Annotated in this window: 19 protein-coding genes and 3 pseudogenes; 8 read left to right on the forward strand and 14 right to left on the reverse strand. The window is 66.0% G+C overall.

What is annotated here, in order from left to right; all coding sequences use genetic code 11:
• The first annotated feature begins 113 nt into the window (after positions 1-113).
• Entirely contained in the window at positions 114-629 is a 516-nt protein-coding gene (locus tag ACCQ00_RS04730; protein ID WP_046736014.1) for an SgcJ/EcaC family oxidoreductase, read from the forward strand.
• 95 nt (positions 630-724) lie between these two features.
• A complete protein-coding gene (gene msrA / locus ACCQ00_RS04735; RefSeq protein ID WP_039567714.1) occupies positions 725-1375 on the forward strand; it encodes a peptide-methionine (S)-S-oxide reductase MsrA in 651 nt (216 codons plus the stop codon).
• A gap of 113 nt (positions 1376-1488) precedes the next feature.
• On the opposite strand, the pseudogene ACCQ00_RS04740 reads toward msrA, so the two are convergent.
• The 7 genes and pseudogenes from ACCQ00_RS04740 to ahpC form a co-directional block, all read right to left on the reverse strand.
• Positions 1489-1693 (reverse strand): annotated as a pseudogene (locus tag ACCQ00_RS04740) (hypothetical protein).
• Positions 1694-1788: 95 nt separating this feature from the next.
• Entirely contained in the window at positions 1789-2358 is a 570-nt protein-coding gene (locus tag ACCQ00_RS04745; RefSeq protein ID WP_039567717.1) for a type 1 glutamine amidotransferase family protein, read from the reverse strand.
• A 352-nt stretch (positions 2359-2710) separates the two neighbouring features.
• Entirely contained in the window at positions 2711-3679 is a 969-nt protein-coding gene (locus tag ACCQ00_RS04750; RefSeq protein WP_039567720.1) for a transaldolase, read from the reverse strand.
• A gap of 53 nt (positions 3680-3732) precedes the next feature.
• Complete coding sequence (gene rnk / locus ACCQ00_RS04755; RefSeq protein ID WP_039567722.1) at positions 3733-4173, reverse strand: nucleoside diphosphate kinase regulator; 441 nt, start codon at positions 4171-4173, stop codon at positions 3733-3735.
• A 491-nt stretch (positions 4174-4664) separates the two neighbouring features.
• Positions 4665-5606: a LysR substrate-binding domain-containing protein gene (locus ACCQ00_RS04760; protein ID WP_039567727.1), complete on the reverse strand. Its 942-nt coding sequence runs from the start codon at positions 5604-5606 to the stop codon at positions 4665-4667.
• A gap of 91 nt (positions 5607-5697) precedes the next feature.
• Entirely contained in the window at positions 5698-7290 is a 1593-nt protein-coding gene (gene ahpF, locus ACCQ00_RS04765; protein ID WP_039567731.1) for an alkyl hydroperoxide reductase subunit F, read from the reverse strand.
• 213 nt (positions 7291-7503) lie between these two features.
• On the reverse strand, positions 7504-8067 hold the full coding sequence (gene ahpC / locus ACCQ00_RS04770) for an alkyl hydroperoxide reductase subunit C (RefSeq protein WP_003488826.1): 564 nt from the start codon (positions 8065-8067) through the stop codon (positions 7504-7506).
• 201 nt (positions 8068-8268) lie between these two features.
• Here ahpC and prmC point away from each other — a divergent pair, with 201 nt between their 5' ends.
• Complete coding sequence (prmC, locus tag ACCQ00_RS04775) at positions 8269-9129, forward strand: peptide chain release factor N(5)-glutamine methyltransferase (RefSeq protein ID WP_039567732.1); 861 nt, start codon at positions 8269-8271, stop codon at positions 9127-9129.
• 229 nt (positions 9130-9358) lie between these two features.
• A complete protein-coding gene (gene pip / locus ACCQ00_RS04780) occupies positions 9359-10300 on the forward strand; it encodes a prolyl aminopeptidase (RefSeq protein ID WP_039567734.1) in 942 nt (313 codons plus the stop codon).
• A gap of 212 nt (positions 10301-10512) precedes the next feature.
• Here pip and ACCQ00_RS04785 read toward each other — a convergent pair whose 3' ends face one another.
• Genes ACCQ00_RS04785 through ACCQ00_RS04800 form a run of 4 tightly spaced genes read right to left on the reverse strand, consistent with a single transcriptional unit; the run spans position 10513 to position 13421 of the window.
• On the reverse strand, positions 10513-11298 hold the full coding sequence (locus tag ACCQ00_RS04785; RefSeq protein ID WP_039583946.1) for an N-formylglutamate amidohydrolase: 786 nt from the start codon (positions 11296-11298) through the stop codon (positions 10513-10515).
• On the reverse strand, positions 11291-11842 hold the full coding sequence (locus ACCQ00_RS04790) for an NUDIX hydrolase (protein ID WP_005925926.1): 552 nt from the start codon (positions 11840-11842) through the stop codon (positions 11291-11293). The genes ACCQ00_RS04785 and ACCQ00_RS04790 overlap by 8 nt, the downstream gene beginning before the upstream one ends.
• The gene (locus tag ACCQ00_RS04795; protein WP_039583949.1) at positions 11839-12825 is read right to left on the reverse strand and encodes a 5'-3' exonuclease; all 987 of its coding nucleotides are present in this window, start codon (positions 12823-12825) and stop codon (positions 11839-11841) included. The genes ACCQ00_RS04790 and ACCQ00_RS04795 overlap by 4 nt, the downstream gene beginning before the upstream one ends.
• Positions 12822-13421: a nitroreductase family protein gene (locus tag ACCQ00_RS04800; RefSeq protein WP_039583951.1), complete on the reverse strand. Its 600-nt coding sequence runs from the start codon at positions 13419-13421 to the stop codon at positions 12822-12824. Before ACCQ00_RS04800 ends, ACCQ00_RS04795 begins: the two co-directional genes overlap by 4 nt.
• Positions 13422-13485: 64 nt before the next feature.
• Between ACCQ00_RS04800 and ACCQ00_RS04805 the strand changes: the two are divergent.
• From ACCQ00_RS04805 to ACCQ00_RS04815, 3 genes and pseudogenes are all read left to right on the forward strand, one after another.
• Positions 13486-13781 (forward strand): annotated as a pseudogene (locus tag ACCQ00_RS04805) (hypothetical protein).
• A gap of 222 nt (positions 13782-14003) precedes the next feature.
• Positions 14004-16361: a PacR family protein gene (gene pacR, locus ACCQ00_RS04810; RefSeq protein ID WP_039567745.1), complete on the forward strand. Its 2358-nt coding sequence runs from the start codon at positions 14004-14006 to the stop codon at positions 16359-16361.
• A 277-nt stretch (positions 16362-16638) separates the two neighbouring features.
• The gene (locus ACCQ00_RS04815) at positions 16639-16947 is read left to right on the forward strand and encodes a Rossmann-fold NAD(P)-binding domain-containing protein (protein ID WP_369908155.1); all 309 of its coding nucleotides are present in this window, start codon (positions 16639-16641) and stop codon (positions 16945-16947) included.
• 573 nt (positions 16948-17520) lie between these two features.
• Here the strand turns inward: ACCQ00_RS04815 and ACCQ00_RS04820 are convergent.
• Genes ACCQ00_RS04820 through ACCQ00_RS04830 form a run of 3 tightly spaced genes read right to left on the reverse strand, consistent with a single transcriptional unit; the run spans position 17521 to position 18931 of the window.
• Complete coding sequence (locus ACCQ00_RS04820; RefSeq protein WP_017156962.1) at positions 17521-18012, reverse strand: DUF3106 domain-containing protein; 492 nt, start codon at positions 18010-18012, stop codon at positions 17521-17523.
• A gap of 5 nt (positions 18013-18017) precedes the next feature.
• Positions 18018-18368, reverse strand: coding sequence for a hypothetical protein (locus ACCQ00_RS04825; RefSeq protein WP_017156961.1), 351 nt, complete (start codon positions 18366-18368; stop codon positions 18018-18020).
• Positions 18365-18931, reverse strand: a complete 567-nt coding sequence (locus ACCQ00_RS04830; protein WP_017156960.1) for an RNA polymerase sigma factor — start codon at positions 18929-18931, stop codon at positions 18365-18367. The genes ACCQ00_RS04825 and ACCQ00_RS04830 overlap by 4 nt, the downstream gene beginning before the upstream one ends.
• Before the next feature lie 123 nt (positions 18932-19054).
• On the opposite strand from ACCQ00_RS04830, the pseudogene ACCQ00_RS04835 reads away from it, so the two are divergent.
• Positions 19055-19354 (forward strand): annotated as a pseudogene (locus tag ACCQ00_RS04835) (proton-translocating transhydrogenase family protein); the annotation flags it as partial.
• Between the last annotated feature and the right edge of the window lie 55 nt (positions 19355-19409).

Genomic DNA, 19409 nt, shown 5'->3' on the forward strand with positions numbered 1-19409 from the left:
AGGCCGATCAGCATATTTGAGTATATGCCACTCGGCAGAATTGTTGGGGCTGCTTGATTTCGATACTGGCCCTGCCTGCTGAGGCACCCCCATCAATCACACGGAGATTTCCCATGCGTCGCACCCTCTTCTCTCTGGTTCTGGCTGTGGCTGCCACCCCGGCGCTGGCTGGCGGCGTGATGCATTACACCGACAAGGCCAAGCTGCCGGCCGGCGGCGAAGAGCGCGAAGTCGCTGCGCTGTTCGACACCTGGAACGCGGCGCTGGCCACCGGCAACCCGCACAAGGTGGCCGACCTGTACGCACCGGACGGCGTATTGCTGCCGACGGTCTCCAACGAAGTGCGCGCCTCGCGCGAGCAGATCGAAAACTACTTCGCGATGTTCCTGACCAAGAAGCCGCAGGGCGTGGTCAATTACCGCACCGTGCGCGTGCTCGACGACGACAGCGCCGTGGATGCCGGCGTGTACACCTTCACCTTGACCGACAAGGCCGGCAAGAAGAGCAACGTGCAGGCGCGCTACACCTTCGTCTACGAAAAGCGCGACGGCAAGTGGTTGATCATCAACCACCACAGCTCGGCGATGCCGGAAGTGGACACGCGCGCGACAGTTGCCAAGGCCAAGTAATGCGGCGCGGGCGACAGGCGCTGGCCGGGCAGGCTTGAAAGTGGCTCTGGCCGGCGCCATCCAGCAGGCAATCCTCACGATTGCGGAGTTGCACCATGCTGGGAATCGGCGCCTTCAAACAACGTATGCCACGCCCGGGCGAGGCACTGCCTGGGCGCGAGCAAGCGCTGCCGCTGCATAACACGCACCTGGTCAACGGTCATCCGTTGCGCGGGGAATTCACTGGTCTGGCCCAGGTGCAATTCGGGCTTGGCTGCTTCTGGGGCGCAGAACGCAAGTTCTGGAACGTGCCAGGGGTTTACACCACGGCAGTGGGTTACGCCGGCGGGCAGACGCCGAACGCGACCTATTCGGAAGTGTGTTCCGGGCAGACCGGCCACACCGAAGCGGTGCTGGTGGTGTTCGACGAACAAGCGGTGTCGTTCGCGCAATTGCTGCGTACGTTCTGGGAAAGCCACGACCCCACCCAGGGCATGCAGCAAGGTAACGATGTCGGCACGCAATATCGCTCGGCGATTTACTGCACCACGCAGGCGCAGTACGACGCCGCGCTTGCCAGCCGCGATGCGTATCAGCAACAACTGACCGCATCCGGGTACGGCGACATCACCACGGAGATCCGTTTCCCGGCGCCCACGTTCTACTACGCCGAAGACGATCACCAGCAATATCTGGCCAAGCACCCCAATGGTTATTGCGGGCTTGGCGGCACGGGAGTGAGCTGCCCGATCGGGCTGGATGCCTGACGGAAAGGCGGGCCGGATTGAAACGTTGCCATCCACAAAGATCGTGGCAGCGTGCCGATGGCCGACAGTGACCGGCAGCGTTATCACGATCAGGCACCGCATGGGAGTGCGTGCTAGGCAACTTGAATGGCTGCGTCGGAGACGGCGTGGCCATCTTTTTTTGCGGCGTTCTCGCCAGGCATGCCGCTGATGGCGCGGTGTGTTCGCAGGCGAACCGGCGCGGTGAAGCTGCGCCGCAAATCGCAGTTGCGTGCTGCCACGGCACGCGAGGCGTAAAAACCGGTTGCGTACCCAACCTGGCGCTCGTTGCGCCAGCATTGGAGGCAAGTCGCCAGGGCGCGCGAAAGACCGGTTGGCGCATCGGATGGTCAGCCGATGCAGCGCATCAACCATGCCGGCGTGAATCGGGTGGATTAAACGAATTCTCCGGCAAACATGCCGCGCAACTGGGCGAGCGTGTCGATGCGCTCCGGATGCAATTGCCGCATGCACGCCAATGCGAAATTCACCGGGCTGGTGCCGGGTGCGGTGATGACGCCGTCGGCGCTGACCACCTTTTCGTGGCGATAGTGCGCAGCGCCTGCGTACGGCACCACGTGCTCCTGCAAGAAGGCCAGCGCGTTGCTGGTGTGCGCGCGCTCATCGAGCAGGCCGGCATAGGCGAAGGCGAGGGTGGCACCGCAAATCGCCGCGACCGGGCGCTGCTGCTGCACGCGCTCGACCAGCAAGCCGCTCAGACCGGGAATTTCGCCGGCCTGCCAGCGTTCGCTGCCGGGCAGGATCCACAGATCGGCCTGCAGTGGCGCCAGATCGGAAAGGGCGAATTCCGGCGTGATGCGCACCCCGCCGATGGACTGCAGCGGTTGTCCGTCGATACTGGCAATGGCGACCTGGTCGCCGAACCATTCGCGTGCTGCCGGCAGCACCACGCCGATTTCCCAATCGGCCACGCCGTCGACCATCACCACTGCAATGTTTGCCATTGTCCGTTACGCCAGTTGAGGGAATCCGGATTCTAGGCAGTGCGCGCGCAGCGGATGTAAGCGATATGTGGAGGGCTGGGCTCAATCGGTCCTGGCGTGACACGGCGCGGGTATGGCGTGACGTTGCCGCGCGGTCTTCTGTCTGTCATGCAGCGGCGCTGATATGCGGTTGCCGTTGATCCCCGGCAAAGCCGGCTGCGCACGCCGACGCCCGCGAGCTGCCGCACCGGTGTCCGTTATCGGCACGCAGACCGGCTTGCCCGCACATCTCCATCTAGACCCAAGTCAAAAACGACAACGCCCGCAGCCAAGCAGCTGCAGGCGTTGTGAGCACAACAGGCGCGCTGCGTGATCAGCCAGCGAGCTTGTCGGCAATGGTCTTGCGCAGTGCGTGCAAGTCCTTGGCGAACGTGTCGATGCCGCCGGCCAGCTTCTCGGTGGCCATCGGGTCGGCGGCCAGGCCCGAAGCGAAGCTGTCGCTGTCGATCGGGGTGAACTGGGCATTGTCGGCCTTGGCCGGGGAGAGCTTGCGCGGCAACTCGCCGTGCTCGGCGTCGAGCTTTTCCAGCAGGTCCGGCGAAATGGTCAGGCGGTCGCAACCTGCCAGCGCTTCGATCTGCGCGGTGGAGCGGAACGAGGCGCCCATGACCACGGTGGACGAGCCGCGCTGCTTGAACTCGTTGTAGACGGTGCGCACGAAGACCACGCCCGGGTCTTCGTCGATGCTGGCCGGGGTCTGCCCCTTGCCCACGTAGTAGTCCAGGATGCGGCCCACGAACGGGGAGATCAGGAACACGCCGGCTTCAGCGCAGGCCAGCGCCTGCGAGCGGTTGAAGATCAGCGTCAGGTTGCAGTCGATGCCTTCTTTCTGCAGCTGACGGGCGGCTTCGATGCCTTCCCAGGTCGCGGCGATCTTGATCAGGATCTTGTCCTTGGACACGCCGCGCTCGGCGTACATCGCAATGAACTTGCGCGCCTTGGCGATGGTGGCCTGGGTGTCGTGTGCCAGATCGGCGTCGACTTCGGTGGACACGCGCCCCGGCACCAGTCCGGCCAGCTTGACGCCTACGCCGATGGTGAGCCGGTCGGCGACTTCGTTGACGGTGGCAGTGCGATCGTCGCCGCCGTGCTCGCGGCCCCAGGCCAGCTCGCGTTCGATCAGGTCGGCGTAGACCGGCAGATCCAGGGCCTTTTTGACCAGGGTGGGATTGGTGGTGCAGTCGACCGGCTGCAGGCGCTTGATGGCGTCGTAGTCGCCGGTATCGGCAACCACAACGGACAGTTCACGCAGCTGGGCGAGCTTGGAGGGGGATGCAGTCATGCGGGTTCTCTCGAATCGTGGAACGGGTCGGGGATAGGACGCAGCGCGCTACGTTAGCGCGCCGCGCGCCGGAAGTCGCCCGCCGCTGCGGGTTGGTCGTGCACGGCAGTCACGCGCAGGCGCAGGTCGCGTCCGTCGGGCGTGCGCCAATCGATGCTCTGGCCGACCGACAGGCCGAGCAATGCGCTGCCGACCGGCGCAAGCACCGAGATGCGGCCGTGCTGCACATCGGCTTCATGCGGATACACAAGGGTGAGCGTATGCCGTTCGCCATGCAGTTGGTCTTCGCAGTCGATGCGTGAGTGCATGGTGACAACATCGCCGGGAATCTGGTCGGGCGGCAACACGCGGGCGCGGCCCAGTTCGTCGCTCAGCGCAGTGGCGGCGGGATGCTTGTTGAAGGTTGGCGAATCGAGCAATGCCTCGAGCCGGGCAAGGTCGTGGCTGGATACCAGGATGGATGGCGGCAAGCCGCTGTGGTGTTGCGAAGTCATGGCAGTCTCCTGACGAATACGGCTTGCCAACACGGCAAGCGGCACTGGCAAGATGAGGGCGCCGGCGGCTGATGGCAATGGATGGTGCCAAGCCAGGACACCGTCAGGGCCGCCAGGCAGTCGCTGCGGGCCTGGGGCGGCGAGCAAGCGCTGCGGTTGGGTCAATTGGAGGGGATGGCATGACGGCCGCTGCACACGAGCCTGCTCCCAGCGCATGCCGCAAACGCCGCACTATCGGTGTCAAGCAAGCGAACAAGACGCTGCGCGTACATTGCATGGTCGCGTGGGCAGCGCGCCGCCGCCAGCCGCGTCGAGCAGGCAGCGGCGGATTGATGCGCCGCCAACCTTGGGCAAGAGGGCTGCGCACAAACACAAAGCGACGCTCGCGCGCCGCCCATTTCCAAACCTCCAACCACAGCCAAAGCGATCGCAACCGCGATACGCTTTTACGATTCCCGATTCCCGATTCCCGATTCCCGATTCCCGATTCCCTAAGCCGCAACCGCCTTCGGTCCCGTTGCCGGCTGATCCAGCGTGAACAGGCTCTCGGGCAATTCCTTGAACAGTTGCGAGAGCTGCTCGAGAAATGCGGTCATGGCCGAACTGCGGCGCCACGCCATCGCGATGCGGCGGCTAGGCTGCTTGTCTTCACGGAAGCGGATCAGGCGGATGTTCTCCGAGCGCGCAACAGGCGGCTTGACCGCCAACAGCGGCAGCAAGGTCACTCCGACATTCGCCGCGACCATCTGGCGCAAGGTTTCCAGACTGGTGGCCTGAAATTCGGATTTTTCCAGCGCGCCTGCCAGGTGGCAGACATCCAGTGCCTGGTCGCGCAAGCAGTGGCCATCTTCCAGCAGCAACAGGCGCTGCTCGGACAGGTCATCCAGGGTCATGCTGTCGTGGCGCGACAGCGGGTGGCCTTCGGGCACTGCCAGCACGAAGGGTTCTTCGAATAGGAATTCGGCATGCAGCTGGTCGTCCTGCAATGGCAGTGCAAGCAGTGCGGCATCCAGGCGGCCTTCGCGCAGCTGGTGCATCAGCTGATCGCTCTTTTCTTCGATCAGCAGCAGTTCCAGACGCGGAAAACGCTGGCGGATACGCGGTACCACGTGCGGCAACAAATACGGGGCCAGGGTGGGAAAGATGCCCAGGCGCACCGTGCCCGCTTCCGGGTCCTGGCTGCGGCGTGCGGCTTCCTTCATCTGTTCCACCTCGGCCACGATGCTGCGCGCGCGCACGGCGGCTTCGCGGCCGGCCGGGGTCAGCATGACCTTGCGCGGTGCACGTTCCACCAGCGACACGCCGAGTTCGTCTTCGAGTTTCTTGATCTGGGTGGACAGCGTGGGCTGGCTGACAAAGCAGGCCGACGCAGCACGGCCGAAATGCTTGTGGTCGGCCAGGGCTACCAGATATTTCAGGTCACGCAGATTCATATGCAGCAGCCTTCTTTGCGGTGACGGGGAACGACTGGCGCGTGTTGCAAGCTTTGCGCCTGGGTCGGCGGGGCGCCAAGCAGGCGCTCGCTTATGCCGCCTGGGCCACGCTGTCGGCAGTGGCCGGTGCGCTGGTGCGGATCAGGTGGTCGAATGCGCTCAACGCGGCCTTGGAACCTTCGCCCATCGCGATCACGATCTGCTTGTACGGCACCGTGGTGGCGTCGCCCGCGGCGAACACGCCGGGCACATCGGTCTGGCCGCGGTCGTCGACGATGATTTCGCCGCGCGGCGACAGCGCCACCGTGCCGCGCAGGAACTCGGTGTTGGGGAGCAGGCCGATCTGCACGAACACACCTTCCAGCTCGATGTGCTGGATATCGCCGCCGGTGCGGTCCTTGTAGACCAGGCCGGTGACCTTCTGCCCGTCGCCCAGCACCTCAGTGGTCTGCGCGCTGGTGATGATGCGCACGTTGTGCAGGCTGCGCAGCTTGCGTTGCAGCACTTCGTCGGCGCGCAGCTTGTCGTCGAATTCCACCAGCGTGACATGCGCCACGATGCCAGCCAGATCGATCGCCGCTTCCACGCCGGAGTTGCCACCGCCGATCACCGCCACGCGCTTGCCCTTGAACAACGGGCCGTCGCAGTGCGGGCAATACGCCACGCCCTTGTTCTTGTACTGGTCTTCGCCGGGCACGTTCATCTGCCTCCAGCGCGCACCGGTGGACAGGATCACGGTCTTGCTCTTGAGCGAGGCGCCATTGGCCAGCTTGATTTCGATCAGGCCGTCGGCACCGGCCGGAATCAGCTGCTCGGCACGCTGCAGATTCATGATGTCCACGTCGTACTGGCGCACGTGCTGTTCGAGCGCAGCGGCCATCTTCGGGCCTTCGGTCTCCGGCACGGAGATGAAGTTTTCGATCGACATGGTGTCCAGCACCTGGCCACCGAAACGCTCGGCCGCCACGCCGGTGCGGATGCCCTTGCGCGCGGCATAGACTGCTGCTGCCGAGCCGGCCGGGCCACCGCCCACCACCAGCACGTCGAAGGCTTCTTTCGCGGCGATCTTCGCAGCGTCGCGCTTGGCGGCGTTGGTGTCGAGCTTGGCGACGATCTGCTCTAGCGTCATGCGGCCCTGGTCGAACAGCTCGCCGTTCAAGTACACGGTGGGCACCGACATGATTTGGCGGGCTTGCACTTCGTCCTGGAACCAGGCACCGTCGATGGCCACGTGCTTGATGCGCGGGTTGAGCACGGCCGCCAGGTTCAGCGCCTGCACCACGTCCGGGCAGTTCTGGCACGACAGCGAGAAATAGGTTTCGAACTGGTAGTCGCCCTCCAGGTGCTGCACCTGCTCGATCAGCTCGGCAGCGGCCTTGGACGGGTGGCCGCCCACCTGCAGCAGCGCCAGCACCAGCGAGGTGAACTCGTGGCCCATTGGCAAGCCGGCAAAGCGCAGCGAGATGTCCTGGCCCGGCGTGGTCAACGCGAACGAGGGCTTGCGCTGGTTGTCGTCGCGGTGGATGTCCAGGCTGATCTTGTCCGACAGCAGGACCAACTCTTCCAGCAGGTCGAGCATTTCGCGCGAGCCGGCACTGTCGTCGATCGATGCGTTGATTTGAATCGGCCGCGTCACCCGTTCCAGGTAGGCGGTCAGCTGGGTCTTGAGATTGGCATCCAACATGGAGAACTCCTGGGAATGGGCAAGGGGAGGGCATGGCGTCGCTGCGCTGAGGCAGGTCGCCGGGAAGGAAGGGAGTGAACCGCAGCCGGCGCGAGGTCGGGATGCGTGCTGGCGGCGGCTGGCGGGCAGCCCGGCACCGGCTCCGGTTCACCCCCGGCCCAATTTGGGCCGGAGATGCTCCGACCTTGCGACAGGTCGGAGGGGACGGCCGGCTTAGATCTTGCCGACCAGGTCCAGCGACGGAGCCAGGGTCTTGGCGCCTTCCTTCCACTTGGCCGGGCAGACCTGGCCAGGATTGTTGGCCACGAACTGCGCCGCGGTCAGCTTGCGCAGCGTCTCGGTGACGTCGCGGGCAATGGAGTTGTCGTGGATTTCCAGGGTCTTGATCACGCCTTCCGGATTGATGATGAAGGTGCCGCGCAGCGCCAGGCCTTCTTCTTCAATGTGCACGCCGAACGCGCGGGTCAGCTTGTGGGTCGGGTCGCCGATCAACGGGAACTGCGCCTTGCCCACGGCCGGAGAGGTTTCGTGCCACACCTTGTGCGAGAAATGCGTGTCGGTGGTGACGATGTAGACCTCGGCGCCAGCCTTCTGGAAGGCGGCATAGTTGTCGGCGGCGTCTTCCACTTCGGTCGGGCAGTTGAAGGTGAACGCGGCCGGCATGAAGATCAGCACCGACCACTTGCCCTTCAGGCTGGCCTCGGTGACTTCGATGAAGTTGCCGTTGTGGTACGCATTCGCCTTGAACGGCTGGACCTGGGTGTTGATAAGAGACATTGAGTTTCCTCGTGCGGTGAAAGGGGGCGGGGGATGGAACAGGCGCCATGGTAGGCAGGATCGATAGATCCCTCAAATCGATTGATGGAATTAAATAGATAGCCTGTGACTATCAACTCGTCAGATGGCATCTAGCGCAGTCGCAGTGCACGCCATGGTCGATAATGGCCAGCCGATGTTGCGCGTAGGTGAACAGCCCGTATGTCCGACGATATTGCCGCCATTCCCGCCGATCAGTTGCTTCGCCGCGCGGCCGGGCGGATTGAGCGCTGCGATGCCGAAGCACTGCTGCTGCACGCCTTGGACCGCGATCGCGCCTGGCTGTTCATGCACGGCCGCGATGCGGTGCCTCTATCGGTCGCGCAGGCCTTCGGCGCCTTGGTGCAGCGCCGCGAAGCCGGCGAACCGGTGGCCTATCTGACCGGCTCGCGCGGGTTCTGGACGCTGGACCTGGCGGTCTCGCCGGCCACGCTGATCCCGCGCGCCGACACCGAAGTGCTGGTGGAGCTGGCGCTGGAGCGCCTGGACACCATGCCAGGCCGTCGTGTCGCCGATCTGGGTACCGGCAGCGGCGCGATCGCGCTGGCGATCGCCAGTGAACGTCCGCAGGCGCAGGTGATCGCCACCGATGCCAGCGCCGCGGCGCTGGCGATGGCCCGGCGCAATGCAGACAGCCATGGCCTGCGCAATGTCGATTGCCGGCAGGGGAGCTGGTATGCGCCGCTGGCGGGGGAGGCCTTCGATCTGATCGCCAGCAACCCGCCGTATATCGCCGCGCACGACCCGCACCTGCAGCAGGGCGACCTGCGCTACGAACCGGCCAGCGCGCTGGCCTCGGGCAGCGACGGGCTGGACGATATCCGCCTGATCGTGGCCGATGCGCCTGCGCACCTGCAGCCCGGCGGCTGGTTGCTGCTGGAACATGGCTGGGACCAGGGGGCGGCGGTGGCCGAACTGCTGGCCGCGCGCGGCTTCGCTGCGGTGGCCACGCATCAGGATCTGGAGCAGCGCGATCGCGTGACCTTGGGGCGCTGGTCGCCAGCTGCGGGCCAGGCCGGCTGAGCAATTGCCGTAGCGCCATTCTCGGCAGACCGACCGCGCGTTCCGACGCGGAGCACGCGCGTTCGACAGGGCGGTCGTGCGTATGCGCCCGCCTGCCGGTGAGCGCTGAAGGTTGATGTGCTCTTCAGGGCCTTGCCCATCACCGCGCATCCGCCTTTTCGATCGCAGGGCGTTGCCCGTGTGCGGGCGCAGCAGCCGATACACTAGCGGTTTCCCGCAGGACCGACGCATGCGCACGCTCTATCCCGAGATCACGCCCTACCAGCAGGGCAGCCTGAAGGTCGACGACCGCCACACGCTGTATTTCGAGCAGTGCGGCAATCCGCAGGGCAAGCCGGTGGTGATGTTGCATGGCGGCCCTGGCGGCGGATGCAACGACAAGATGCGGCGCTTCCACGACCCGGCCAAGTACCGCATCGTGTTGTTCGATCAGCGCGGTTCCGGCCGTTCCACGCCGCATGCCGATCTGGTGGACAACACCACCTGGGATCTGGTGGCCGACATCGAACGGCTGCGCACGCATCTTGGCATCGATCGCTGGCAGGTGTTCGGTGGCAGCTGGGGCTCCACGCTGGCGCTGGCCTATGCGCAGACCCACCCGCAGCAGGTCACCGAGCTGGTGCTGCGCGGCATTTTCCTGCTGCGCCGTTTCGAACTCGAATGGTTCTACCAGCAAGGCGCGAGCCGGCTGTTCCCGGATGCCTGGGAGCACTACATCAACGCGATTGCGCAGGACGAGCGCGGCGACCTGATCGCTGCCTTCCATCGCCGCCTGACCAGCGACGACGAGGCCACGCGGCTGGCCGCCGCCAAGGCCTGGAGCGTGTGGGAAGGCGCCACCAGCTTCCTGCATGTGGATCAGGACTTCGTCACCGGGCATGAAGACGCCCACTTTGCGCTGGCGTTCGCGCGCATCGAAAACCATTACTTCGTCAATGGCGGTTTCTTCGAGGTCGAAGACCAGTTGCTGCGCGACGCGCATCGCATTGCCGACATTCCCGGCGTGATCGTGCACGGCCGCTACGATGTGGTCTGCCCGCTGCAAAGCGCCTGGGACCTGCACAAGGTCTGGCCGAAGGCGCAGCTGCAGATCAGCCCGGCATCGGGGCACTCGGCGTTTGAGCCGGAAAACGTCGATGCCTTGGTGCGTGCCACCGATCGTTTCGCCTGATCGCAGCGGCGCGCGTTGCGATGCGGAGGATCGTTGATTGCCTGCACGGTGCGCGCGTCACCCGATGTAGGAGGGGTCGCTCGCGAAGGACTCGTTTTTCGTAGGAGCGCACCCGGGCGCGACGTGCTTTATCGCTAACGCCCATCGCGCCCGGGTGCGCTCCTGCCTGGGTATGTGTTGTTGATCGTCGCATGTCGCATGTCGCAAGACGGTTATCGTTGCAGCAACCCATCGGCCAACGGTGGAAGAAGGCGCGCCAATCGTTGCGCCCACGCCGTTTGCCCGGCGGTATCGGCAATCAGGTCCTGGCGGATTTCCAGTTCCACATGCAGCAGGCCGCGGCCCTCGCCATACACCGGAATGGCGTAATCGGTGGCGTCGCTGACCGCATATGGCTGGTTGTCGCCGACCACCAGGTCGGGTTCGGCACGCAGCGCCTGCAACAGGCGATGCGCCAGCCGCGTGTCGCGGTGGTAGAGCACGCCGGCATGCCAGGGCCGCGCGTTGCCGGCCATGACCGGGGTGAAGCTGTGCATCGACACCAAGACGGTCGGTTGATGGCGGTGAGCACGCGCATCCAGCTCGGTGGCGATGCGTGCGTGATACGGCGCGAAGATCGCCGCGATGCGCTGCTGCCGGTCGCCGTCGGTCAGGTGCTGGTTGCCCGGAATCAGGGTGCCATCGCTGACCGCCGGCATCAGGCTGGGTGCGTCGTACGGGCGGTTGCAATCGATCACAAGGCGCGAATACGTCTGCGCGATGGCGAACGCATCCAGCGCCTCGGCCAGCCGCTGGGTGACCTGCGCAATGCCGATATCCCAGCCGATATGGCGATCCAGTTCGGACTGCGGCAGGCCCAGGTCGGCCAGCCGCGCCGGCACGCGCTGGCCGGCGTGGTCGGCGATCAACAGCCACGGCGAGGCGGCCTGCGCGTTGTACACGGTGAACGGCGCCGGATCGTCGGCGCCGAGCAATGGTTCGATGGCTGCGTCAGCCACGCGGGGTGCCGTCCAATGCATGATCGGCCAGATACAGGCCGGCCCACAGCTTGGGGTCCATCTGATAGCCCTCGGCCATCTTCTGCACCAGCCAGGCGCCGACCTGCGCGCGCGGGATTGCGTGCACGGTGATGTCCTCACTGGCATCGCCGCCGCCGTCGCCGACCTTGCGCAGACCGGTGGCGCGCACGAAGGCGATCTTCTCGCTGCTGGCGCCGGCCGAGGTGGGGCCGATCATCAGCACTTCGGCATGCTCGGCGGTCCAGCCGGTTTCTTCTTCCAGTTCGCGGATGGCCGACAGCTCGATCGATTCATCGGCATGCACATCGCCCACCAGCCCGGCCGGCATTTCGATGGTGCGCGCCTGCAGCGGCACGCGGAACTGTTCGACGAACAACATCGCATCATCCGGCGTTACCGCCACGATGATCGCCGCCAGGCCGCCGGCATGCACACGTTCGGAATACTCCCAGGTGCCACGCACGACCATGCGCTGGTACTTGCCTTCGTAGACCACGGTGGGCGGGGTGTCGTGTCGGTTCATGGGCGGGGACCTTGTGCCAGGGAAACGGGAGGAAACGGTGCGGGGGCGCCGGTGCTGGCGGCCAACAGGCGGCGCCGGGTGAGCGGGCCGAAGCGCAGGCTTTCGCACAACCCGGTGAGCATGTCCGCATCGGCGTGGGCACGCGTGAAGCCGGCCTCGGTGAGCGCCAGCGGCGCGTCGAGCGCGATGGTGGTGAGCTGACGCCACAGCAATGCGTGTTCGCGCTGTTCGCGCAGCCGCACCGCCATTTGCGCCGCGCCGCGCAGGCGCAGGAAGGGAATTTCGTCGATGCGCTCCAGCAGCGCATCCAGGCTGCCGAAGTGCGCCAGCAGCACGGCTGCCGACTTGGCGCCGATGCCGGTCACGCCGGGGATGTTGTCGATGGCATCGCCGCATAACGCCAGGTAGTCGGCGATCTGGTGCGCATGTACGCCGTGGCGCGCCTTGACCCCATCCATGCCCCAGCGCTGGTTGCGCGCGTAGTCCCACTGCTCGTCATGCTCGAGCAATAACTGCGACAAGTCCTTGTCGGCCGACACGATCACCCCGCGCAAGCCGTGCGCCCGCACGCTGTGCAGCGCGCTGCCGATCAGGTCGTCGGCCTCGTAATCGCGGTGGGCCAGCACGCTCAGCCCGAGTGCTGCGCACAGCGCCTTGCAATGCGCGAACTGGCGTCGCAACGCATCCGGCGCGGGCGTGCGGTTGCCTTTGTAGGCCGGGTAGATCGCATGCCGGAAGCAGCTGTCCAGGGCTTCGTCAAAGGCAATGGTGATGTGCTGCGGGTCTTCGCGTTCGAGCAGGTCCAGCAGAAACCGCGCAAAGCCGTGCACCGCATTGGTCGGCCAGCCCTGCGCATCCTGGAATTCGTCCGGGATGGAGTGCCAGGCACGGAACACGTACAGGCTGGCATCCACCAGATACAGCGGGGACGGGCGCTGGATCGCCAGCGGCGCAGCGTCGAGCGGGTTGGTCGGTGTGGTCACGGCGTCCAGTCGCGCAGCAACGCACGCGGGTCCGGGCGCTCGCGTTCGGGCACCTGCATGCGCGGCGTGCCGATATGGATGAAGCCGGCGATGCGTTCGTTGTCTTGCAGGCCCAGGTAGCCCGTCACCGCCGGGTCGTAGGCCATCCACGCGCTCAACCACTGCGCGCCGAAGCCGTGCGCCTGGGCAGCCTGCAGCAACGCGAAACAGACGCAGCCGGCGGTGAGCAGTTGCTCCTGCACAGGTACCTTGTGCTCGGTGCGCAGCGAGGCGATCACCACGATCACCACCGGTGCGTCGCTGAAGCGTCCACGTTCCTTGGCAAGGGTGGCCGGCGATGCCAGCGGGTCGGCGGCCAGGGTGCGCTCGGCGAGGAACTCCCCCAGCGCAGCGCGCGCGTCACCGCTGATGCGCAGAAAGCGGAACGGCACCAGTTTGCCGTGGTCGGGCACGCGCACCGCCGAGGTAAGCATGCGCAGCAAGGTGTCTTCATCCGGCCCGGGCGCGCCGAGTTGTTTCGGCCCGGGCGCGCCGAGTTGTTTGGAGGGTACCGAACGGCGCGCGTCCAGCGCCTGGAGCGAATACGGTGCGTGCATAGATCCGGGTTGGGGCAACGAGGTATCGAATTATAGACGGCCGCTTCCCAACGCTCGCTGCAGCATGGCCGGTGGGGCCGTGGCTCTGCCGCGATCCACCTTCCGTACTCGCACCCATCTGGATTTCATCCACCGCGCAGGTCGCGGATTGTTGCGGGCAAGCCGTCTGGGATCAGCCCAATCTCCGGCGCCTGATGGTCGGCGACCGGCGGCGTGGGCGGCGGTGCCTCGCCTCACCGGCGGAGCTGACGATGCCGATGCTGCTGGAACGCCTGCGCCTTCAACGATGGCGATATCTTCCATGGCGCGATGCAAGGCGTGGCGGATGGTCCGGAAGCGTCCGCGAAGCTGAAGGCTTAACACCCGCACGCGCAGAATGACCGCCGGCAAGCTCCACCGCGACGTTGCGAGCTAGGATGGCCGCTTGACACGCAAACCCTGGGCGGTCACGAGTAAAGTGAGTAACATGTCACACTTAATGGATGCGCGAACCGCCTACCATGCACGGGCGGAATTTGGGGCCGCGTCTGTTTCTTCTCGTTTTGAAATTTTCACGCCTGCAGAGGCGGGGAGCCTTTGCGCATGACTTTTCAGCCCAGTCCGTCGGGACATCCGGGCCGTGACCAATGCTTGCTCGAGCAGGCGCACGACGTGTTCGTGCCGGCGCTCGCGCAGGTGTTTGCTGCTGCAGTCGCGCATTTCGACGATGTGCTGTTCGACCGTGCCGAATCCGCTGGCGCGTCACAGTTGCTGTTTCTCGATGGCATGCGCGAATTGCGCCGCAAGCGCGAAGACGTTGCACGCCAGTTCCGTCAACAGCTGGAAGACGGCTGGCAGGCGTTGGTGCTCGGCACGCCGTTGTCGGCCGAAGTGGTGCTGGCCGGCGACATGGGCACCGGCCCGCTGAGTCTGGTGCCCGAGCACGTGCTCGAATCGCGGCTGGCAGTGCGCAATCTGGCCACGGTGTTGTTGCGCGATTTCAAACAGGTGCTGGCGCGGGTGGACCGCCGCCTGGGCTGGATCGCCGGCGGGCTGGAGCTGATGGCCGATACCAACCCGATTGGCCCCGAACATCTGGGCGTGGCGATCCACGAAGCCTTCGCCACCTGCGACCTGGCGCCGGAAGTGCGACTGGTGCTGATCAAGCTGTGCGAACGCGATCTGGCCGAGCCGATCGGCAAGTTGTACGCACGCCTGGACGAAACCCTGGCCAAGGCCGGGGTGATGCCGGAAATTTCGCAAGCCAAGCGCGCGCCGCCGCGCATGCAGCCGCGGGGCGAAACGCCGGAAGAGCGCGGCCAGGCAGAGGCGCAGGGCGCTCATGCCGAGATGGGCGGCGACGATCAGGGTGACCAGTACGCACCGGCCTGGGCCAACCGTTTTCTCGACCGTTGGGCGCACAGCCGCGGCCGCATGCAGGCTGCGACGCAACGCGGGCATGCCGACGGTGGCGGGGCTGGCGGCACGGACGGTGAGGCCGACCATCCCGGCGGTAGCCAGGGCATGCTGCTCGAGGCGCTGCACGAGTTGCTGCAACAGACCCGCAGCGTGCGCGACACCGCCGCTTCTGCCGCCACCGTCGCGGTTGGGCAGCAACGCCCGTTGAGCCAGCGCGAAATGATGTCGGTGCTGTCGCTGTTGCAGGCCACACCCAGCGCGACGCTGCAGGCGGCCATCGGCGACGACACCGAATCGCTTGCGCAGCGCTTGAAGAACGAGGTGCTTTCCAGCGCTACGCGCCTGGGCGTGGACCCGGCTACCGCAAAGCTCGACCCGATGGACGAAGACGCCATCGACCTGGTCGGCATGCTGTTCGACGTGATGCTGGATGAGCGCGATCTGGAAAATCGTTCGCGCGAAATGATCGGCCGCCTGGTCGTGCCGTTCGTCAAGGTCGCGCTGCTGGACCGCAAGATGTTCGTGCAGAAGACCCATCCCGCGCGGCGCCTGCTCAACTCGCTGGCCGAGGCCTGCGAAGGCAACAACGGCGACAGCGCTGCCGAGCGCGTGCTGATGGGCAAGGTGGAAGAGATCGTCGACCGCCTGGTGGCCGAATTCAACGAAAACCTGGCGATCTTCCTCACCCTGGAAGAAGAATTCCGCGACTTCCTGTCGCAGCACCGGCGCCGGGTGGAAATTGCCGAGCGTCGTGCCACCGAAACCCAGCGCGGGCAGGAAAAGCTCGAGCTGGCGCGCAGCCGCGCGCTGTTGGAACTGGAGCAGCGTGCGCCCGAAGACGCGGGCCTGCCCAAGGCGGTGGATGACTTCCTGCGCCAGCCGTGGCTGCATCACCTGACCATGGCGATCCTGCGCGACGGCGAGGAAGGTCCCGGCACCATCGAGGCCCTGGCGCTGGCCGACGGCGTGCTGGAAGAACTGGCCGAAGCGCGCCGTCATATCGTCGGCAAGCCATGGCTGCAGGTCTGGCAGCCGGCGCTGCATCGCGTGTTCGCCAGCGTGGGCCTGCACGGGGATGCGGTGGTGGTGGCGATCACCGCCTTGCACGACACCTTGCAGGCGATCGCCGAAGCGCGCCCGGAACTGGAAAAAGCCCTGCCGGAACTGCCGCAGGTCAATCTGCCGCCACCGGCTGCCGAAAGCGTCAGTGTGGTGCTGGGTGCCGAAGCGGTCGCGCAGAGCATCGACAGTGCCGATGCCGAACGTTTCCGCGCAATGGATATCGGCACGTGGCTGGACTTTGTCGACAAGGACGGCAAGGTGCAGGCCGGCAAGCTGTCGTGGGTGAGCCCGATTTCGCAGCGCCTGCTGTTCGTCAATCGACGCGGCGTGCGTTTCTGTGTCGCTTCGCCGGAAGAACTGGCGGTGATGGTACGCCTGGGCCGCCTGCGCGAGCACATCAACGACGGCGCTTTCGACAGCGCGATGCAGGGCGTGATCGATCGCCTGGATCCGTTGCAGAACAACAGCACGGTGCACTGAGCGGTCCTATACGCAGTCGTCGCTGCCTGCGGGCGTAGACGATTGGAACGCGTGCGCTGCGCGGGCGTCGTCCGGTACCACTGGCAGGCGCACCGCGCTCTGCATGGCGTCGCCGCGACTGGGCGCAAGACCTGAGCAACGCATGGCTGTGCAGGTGCTGGTGCTGAAAGAAAGGGCCGCTGGCGCGCCGTGTGGCCGCGACGCCGGAAACGGTCAGGAAACTGGCCGCGCCCGGTGCCGCCGTGTGGATCGAGCCGGGGCCGGCCGGGCCAGCAGCATGCACGATGCCGTGTATCTGCAGGCCGGTGCGCAGCCTGCCTGCGCCGGCGCCATGGCGCAGGCCGAGATGGTGCTATGCGTGCAGGCGCCCTCTACCGACACATTGCTTTGCTGCAAACCGCACCCGGCGGTGATCGGCATGCGCTGGCGCCGGACACGGATCCGGCGCGCGCAGGCATTTACCGCGCGGCAATCGATTGCGTTTCCACTGGAGCGCCTGCCGCGTAGCCCACGCGCGCAATCGATAGATGTGTTGCGCTCGCAGGCCGGCATGGCGGGTGACAAGGTGGTACTGAGTGCCGCGTAACTGGCACCGCGTTTCTTTCCGATGCTGACCACCGCTGCCCGGCACCATGCGCCGTGCAAGGTGTTGGCGATACGGAGGGTGCGTTGACGCTCGGCCGGGACGACGAGTTGCTGGCCAGGACGCAGTGGTCGGCGCCGGCAGCGACCGCCACTTAGGCGTCGCAGAAAGTTCGGTGCACGCAATCCAACAAGGGCAACGCGCTGCGCATCACGACCCATCGTTGGCCCGGCGCTGAAGAGCGCCGTTCTGGGCCGGTTGAGGTTTGGCGCGGTCAGGCATTTCGTCGTTGTCGTTGCAATGAGCGACGCAGCAAGACCATCGATGCCAGTACAGGTGCTGGCGTACGTGCCGTTTGCTGCGACGTCCTGTCGCTGCGTGCGCTACAAAACGTCTGCGGCCCCGCGTATGGATATTCGAGGTGCGCAGTTTGCGCATCGCTGCAGTGGCTGGCCTTGGCATGCTGCAAGTTGCCAAGCGCGACGGCTAGTCAATGTCCACCGCCCATTGCAGCACTGCGCGGCGCTTGAGCAAGCGCAATCTTCCGCCGGCTCCGCTGCGCACTCCTGGGAATCGTCAGTCCTCGACCGGTGGATGCTCGCGCAACCAAGCGCTGCGCTCGGCCGGGCTCATCTTCTGCCAGCGTTGCTGCAGTTCGTTGCGCTGTTGCGGATTGAGCGTGCGCATGCGGTCGAACAAGGCCTTGGCCTCGCGGCGTTGCTCCGGACTCATGTTGCGGAAGCGGTCCATGCCGGCCTTGGCCTGCTTGCGCTGCTCGGGCGTCATGTCCAGCCAGCGGCGCGCGTGCCGGTACATCCTGGGGCGTTCTTCGGGCACGTCGTTCCAGCGCTCGCGCAGCGCATCGATCATGACCTGGCGCTGCTGCTTGGTCAGTTGGTCCCACTCGGGCATGGGGGTCTCGTCGCGCGGGCCCTGGCCGCGTGGGCCAGGCGCGTCCATGGGCGGACCCGGGGGCGGAGGTCCGGGCGGGCCGTCCTGAGCCAGCGTGGAGGCGCATGGCCCGGCGCACAGCAACAGGGTCAACAGCAGGCGGGTGGTGTGGGTCATCGTGCTTATTCCATGGCCAGGGCGGTGTCGGAGCCGAGCCAGACATACAGGTCCGGGTTCTGGGCCAGCAGGTCGTCTGTCTCGGTGGTGGCGCTGGTACTGGCAACCGGCGAGGTCGGCGCGGCGCCAGATGAGACGCTTTGGCTCGGATGCAGCTGCAGGCCGATGCCGATCGCCAGCAGGCCCGAGCATGCGGTGGCCAGCAACCAGTAGCCACGTCGGCTGCGCGTGGGTGCCGAGGCGTGGCGGGCCTGGCGCAGGCGCGCCAGTGTCTGCGGCGGCAGGCTGGTCAGCGCGGTGGCATGCAGCTGGCGCAGCTGCGCATCCAGCCGGGCGGTGTCGTGGGAGCGGTTCACAGGAAATCCTCGAACTGTTTTTGCAACGCGTCGCGCGCGCGCGACAGGTGGGTTTTGACCGAGCCTTCGGAGCAGCCCATCGCCTTGGCGGTGGTGGCCACGTCCAGGTCTTCGAGCACGCGCAGGGTGAAGGCTTCGCGCTGGCGCGCCGGCAACGTGCGCAATGCATCGACCAGCCGTTGGTAGGCCTGTTGATGCTGCTGTTCGTCGACCGGCCCGGTACCGGGGTCGGCCCAGTCGATCGGGCCTTCGTCGTCGGCGCGCTCGGTCGGTGCCCAAAACTTCAGGCGAAAGCTGCGTCGCCGCTGCAGGTCGATGATGCGGCTGCGCAGGATGCTCCAGAACAGCGGCGTCCATTCGTCGGCCGGCCGTTCGCGGTAGCCCAGCAGCTTCACCATGGCGTCCTGCACGGCATCCAGCGCATCTTCGCGGTGCCGCAAGCCGGCCTCGGCAAAACGGAAGGCACGCGGCCCGATGCCGGCCAGAAAGGCATCCAGCGACACCGGCGCGGTGGCGGCCGATGCGGTCGTAGCTTGCGGATCGAAAGGAGTTCCCACCAGCACAGCGTAGCTTCCGCGGAGACGATACGACGTCAACGGACGAGCGCGGATTCGGTTGACAGGCGCCCGCACGGACGCGGCGTGGGTACGGTCGGCGGGCTGCACCGGCCAGCGGAGCCAGCGACGATGAGCGACGGATTCGTAGCGTTGTACATCTTCATGCTGGCGGCCATCGCCGGCCACGTGATCATCTCGCGGGTGCAGGTGATGCTGCATACGCCACTGATGTCCGGTTCCAACGTCGTCCACGGCATCGTGCTGACCGGGGCGATGATGGTGCTGGGGCATGCCGACACCACGGTGGAAAAGCGCTGGGATGTGTCGCAGTGGCGCTAGGTGCCGGAAACGCGGCGGGGCTACGTGGTCACCGCGCGAATGCTGGAGACGTTCAAGTCCAGCAAGACGCCGCCTGGCAGGGATAAGTCACGAACGTCTGCACTGCCGAGCAAGCCCCACGATGGGCTTGCCAGGCGGAACGCAT

The organism is Xanthomonas sp. NCPPB 3761 (genome assembly GCF_041475705.2).
Lineage (GTDB): Bacteria > Pseudomonadota > Gammaproteobacteria > Xanthomonadales > Xanthomonadaceae > Xanthomonas > Xanthomonas phaseoli.

Coding starts and splice junctions, on each gene's coding strand:
- ACCQ00_RS04730 (WP_046736014.1), top strand. CDS start 114: ATGCGTCGCACCCTCTTCTCTCTGGTTCTGGCTGTGGCTGCCACCCCG.
- msrA (WP_039567714.1), top strand. CDS start 725: ATGCTGGGAATCGGCGCCTTCAAACAACGTATGCCACGCCCGGGCGAG.
- ACCQ00_RS04745 (WP_039567717.1), bottom strand. CDS start 2,358: ATGGCAAACATTGCAGTGGTGATGGTCGACGGCGTGGCCGATTGGGAA.
- ACCQ00_RS04750 (WP_039567720.1), bottom strand. CDS start 3,679: ATGACTGCATCCCCCTCCAAGCTCGCCCAGCTGCGTGAACTGTCCGTT.
- rnk (WP_039567722.1), bottom strand. CDS start 4,173: ATGACTTCGCAACACCACAGCGGCTTGCCGCCATCCATCCTGGTATCC.
- ACCQ00_RS04760 (WP_039567727.1), bottom strand. CDS start 5,606: ATGAATCTGCGTGACCTGAAATATCTGGTAGCCCTGGCCGACCACAAG.
- ahpF (WP_039567731.1), bottom strand. CDS start 7,290: ATGTTGGATGCCAATCTCAAGACCCAGCTGACCGCCTACCTGGAACGG.
- ahpC (WP_003488826.1), bottom strand. CDS start 8,067: ATGTCTCTTATCAACACCCAGGTCCAGCCGTTCAAGGCGAATGCGTAC.
- prmC (WP_039567732.1), top strand. CDS start 8,269: ATGTCCGACGATATTGCCGCCATTCCCGCCGATCAGTTGCTTCGCCGC.
- pip (WP_039567734.1), top strand. CDS start 9,359: ATGCGCACGCTCTATCCCGAGATCACGCCCTACCAGCAGGGCAGCCTG.
- ACCQ00_RS04790 (WP_005925926.1), bottom strand. CDS start 11,842: ATGAACCGACACGACACCCCGCCCACCGTGGTCTACGAAGGCAAGTAC.
- ACCQ00_RS04800 (WP_039583951.1), bottom strand. CDS start 13,421: ATGCACGCACCGTATTCGCTCCAGGCGCTGGACGCGCGCCGTTCGGTA.
- pacR (WP_039567745.1), top strand. CDS start 14,004: ATGACTTTTCAGCCCAGTCCGTCGGGACATCCGGGCCGTGACCAATGC.
- ACCQ00_RS04815 (WP_369908155.1), top strand. CDS start 16,639: ATGCACGATGCCGTGTATCTGCAGGCCGGTGCGCAGCCTGCCTGCGCC.
- ACCQ00_RS04820 (WP_017156962.1), bottom strand. CDS start 18,012: ATGACCCACACCACCCGCCTGCTGTTGACCCTGTTGCTGTGCGCCGGG.